General features: G+C 61.9%; 4 protein-coding genes. 3 read left to right on the top strand and 1 reads right to left on the bottom strand.

Annotated elements, in window-relative coordinates; genetic code table 11:
- The coding region (locus AC4FAH_RS11150; RefSeq protein WP_490246037.1) for a DUF1826 domain-containing protein at positions 1 to 347 on the bottom strand (347 nt) is incomplete at its 3' end.
- A 460-nt stretch (positions 348 to 807) separates the two neighbouring features.
- On the opposite strand from AC4FAH_RS11150, the gene AC4FAH_RS11145 reads away from it, so the two are divergent.
- The 3 genes from AC4FAH_RS11145 to AC4FAH_RS11135 all read left to right on the top strand — a co-directional run.
- Complete coding sequence (locus AC4FAH_RS11145) at positions 808 to 1275, top strand: Fur family transcriptional regulator (protein WP_043334236.1); 468 nt, start codon at positions 808 to 810, stop codon at positions 1273 to 1275.
- Between the two features lie 59 nt (positions 1276 to 1334).
- Positions 1335 to 2672 (top strand): dihydroorotase, encoded by a 1338-nt coding sequence (locus tag AC4FAH_RS11140; RefSeq protein WP_107334788.1) that lies wholly within the window; start codon positions 1335 to 1337, stop codon positions 2670 to 2672.
- A gap of 76 nt (positions 2673 to 2748) precedes the next feature.
- Positions 2749 to 3259, top strand: a 511-nt coding sequence (locus AC4FAH_RS11135; protein ID WP_490246036.1) for a metal ABC transporter solute-binding protein, Zn/Mn family, incomplete at its 3' end; no start/stop codon positions are given.

The raw sequence follows: 3259 nt of genomic DNA, 5'->3' as shown, positions 1-3259 counted from the left end.
GCCAGTCTGTCGGCGGCATGTTCCGGCAGCCACTGGGTGCCCGGGCCGTCGTAGGTCGTTACCAATCTGACCGGGATGCGGTCGACATGAAAGCGCGGGCACATGGCGCTCTGGGTCATCTCCAGTCGCATGCCGATGTCCTTGACCTCGAAGAGCTCGCTCATGGCCTCACCCAGCACACAGATGTCCTCTATCAGCGCAGTCCCGGCATCCGGTGCCGGAAGGTAGCGCTCCAGCGCCTCACGCAGATCACTGATCGGGCCGCGCCAGCGCATGCGCAGCGGGTAGGCACCCGAGGATTGAGCCTTCACCGCCATCTCCAATGCCGCATCGATACTGCGTTGCATCACGGCCAGACTGATGTCGGGGTCGAAGATGGCTCCCAGGTCATGTGCCTCGTGACCGATATGCCAATGGGTTGCGGGCCTTGGCGCCGGCGCGAGGGTCGAAGGTGACGAACTGGCTGCCAGGCGTGGCTCGGGCCGTGTGTGAAGGGGTGGGTGCAGCGCCTCGAACTGGGCCATGAATTCCTCCTGTCAGGGATGGTCGCGGGTCTATCACCGCGACCAGAAAGCGATAACTGTTATGTTATATCATATTGATCGCATGTCCATGCTTTCATGTTAGCTCCGCGCCGTGCGTTGCCTTTGAGTGACTCACGCAGCCCCGATGCCTTTGCCGGTGGCCCGTCATGGCCCATTTGCCCTAGAATAAGCATCTGGTCATTCAGGCTGCGCGCTGACGCACTTGCCCTCATCGCGCTTGACGCCTTTTGACATCCGGGATTCACGACACTCAGGATTCTTCATGCCAGAGCCACTTTCGCTGATCGACCAGGCCGAACGTCAATGTCTGGCGCGCGGTGTGCGATTTACGCCGATTCGGCGACGTGTACTGGAAATGATCGCGACCAGTCATGGCGCACTCAAGGCGTATGACCTGCTGGATCAGCTCGCCAAGGAACATGGCGCTGCCCGCCCTCCCACGATCTATCGTGCACTGGACTTCCTGCTCGAACAGGGCCTCGTCCATCGCATCGAATCACTCAATGCCTACCTTGCCTGCCACTGCCCGGAACATCAGCACGGATTCCAGCTGTTGATCTGCCGCGGCTGCGGTCGTGTCGAGGAAATGCATGATGACGATCTCGGTACTCGGCTAGTCGCCAGCGCCGATCGCCATGGTTTCTCGATCGAACGCCAGACCATCGAACTCGAGGGGCGTTGCCAGGATTGCACCTCTCAAGCAGCTGCCATGGCAGAAAACGCTCAGTGAACGGCGCTTGCGAGCGCTTTTGATACGATATAACATTTGCTTCCCACGGAGGACGTCACATGCTGGACATCCGCATCTCACAGGCGCAAGTCGTCAACGAAGGCACCATTTCCACTCAGGATGTGGGCATCAAGGACGGGCGTATTCACGCCATCGGCAGCGACCTGTCTCACCTCGATGCACGTGAAGTGATTGATGCCGCCGGCCGCCATCTGCTGCCGGGCATGATCGATGATCAGGTGCACTTCCGTGAGCCGGGCCTGACCGCCAAGGGCAACATCGCCACCGAGTCAGCTGCTGCCGTGGCCGGGGGGATCACCACCTTCTTCGACATGCCCAACGTCAAGCCGGCGACCCTGGACAGCGATGCACTGGAAGCCAAGTTTGCCGTGGCGGCCGGTCGTGCCCATGCCAACCACGCCTTCTATCTGGGTGCCAGCAACGACAACCTGGAAGCGATCAAGACGCTGGATCCGAACCAGACCTGCGGCATCAAGATCTTCATGGGCGCCTCTACCGGCAACATGCTGGTCGATGATCCGGAGATTCTCGAAGGCATCTTCAAGCATGCACCGACGCCCATCGTCACGCATTGCGAAGACACGCCGATGATTCTCGAGAACGAAGCGCGCTGGCGTGAGCGCTTCGGGGAAGACGTGCCCTTCTCCGAACACGGCCTGATCCGCTCGCGCGAAGCCTGCATCAAGAGCTCGCGTCTGGCGATCGACCTGGCGACGCGCAACGGTACCCAGCTGCATGTCCTGCACCTGACCACCGCCGAGGAAATGGCGCTGTTCAAGGCCGGCCCGATGAAGGGCAAGCAGATCACCGCCGAAGTCTGCGCGCACCACCTGTGGTTCAGCGACGCCGATTACGACACCCGTGGCAGCCTGATCAAGTGCAACCCGGCAGTGAAGACCGCCGAAGACCGCGCCGCCCTGCGCGCTGCCGTGATGGATGGCCGTATCGATATCATCGCCACCGATCACGCACCACATACCTGGGAAGAGAAGCAGAACCCGTACTTCAAGGCGCCTTCCGGCCTGCCGCTGGTGCAGCATGCCCTGCTGTCACTGCTCGATCAGGTACAGGACGGCATCTATGACCTGGCGACCCTGGTGCAGAAGACCAGCCACAACGTGGCGGATCGCTTCTCCATCGTCGATCGCGGCTACATCCGTGAAGGGGCCTTCGCTGACCTCGTGCTGGTCGACCTCAATGGCGAGACCAGCGTCACGCGTGACAATGTGCTCTACAAGTGTGGATGGAGCCCCTTCGATGGCGTGACCTTCAAGGCGCGTATCGATGCGACCTTCGTCAACGGCGTGAAAGCCTATGACGGCAAGACCGTCAATCCGGTGGCCAACGGCCAGCGACTCTCGTTCAACCGCGGCTGATGGCGGTCCTGGCGTGCCGGTTCTCGGCACGCCTTGCCCGCATCATGCCGTGATCACTAGCAAAGGAAGTGGTGTCATGAGTATGCATGCGGGCTCTCCCCTGGCGTCTCGCCAAGTGTTGTGTGAAAAGCTGCTGTCCCGGGTCCAGCGCACGCTGGGTCCGCGGGCTGCGCGTGCTCTGCCGCTGAGTGTGCTGGGCGCGCTTGCCGCGTTCGCGACGCCTGCCGCCCACGCCCAGGACAGCGCCCCTCTGCATGTGGCCGTCAGCGTGCCGCCCATCGCGTGGATGGTCGATCAGCTGGCCGGTGAGCATGTCGAGATCACCACGCTGGTCAAGCCGGGCGACAGCCCGCACGCCTACGACCCGACCCCGCGCCAGGTGGCCGAGCTGTCGACGGTTCCGCTCTATCTCGCCATCGGTGTGCCCTTCGAGCAGGTGTGGTTGCCGCGCCTGGTGAAGAACAACGCCGAGATGCAGGTCGTGCATCTGGAAGAGGGTCTCAACACACGCCACTTCGGCAGTGGTGAGGCGCATGACCACGGTCATGATGAAGCGCATGCTCATGAGCAGGACGCGCATCACGATG

The organism is Cobetia sp., assembly GCF_983723665.1.
Note: the sequence above shows the minus strand (reverse complement) of the source record. Positions and strands in the feature narration are given on the sequence as shown.

Coding starts and splice junctions, on each gene's coding strand:
- AC4FAH_RS11140 (WP_107334788.1), top strand. CDS start 1,335: ATGCTGGACATCCGCATCTCACAGGCGCAAGTCGTCAACGAAGGCACC.
- AC4FAH_RS11145 (WP_043334236.1), top strand. CDS start 808: ATGCCAGAGCCACTTTCGCTGATCGACCAGGCCGAACGTCAATGTCTG.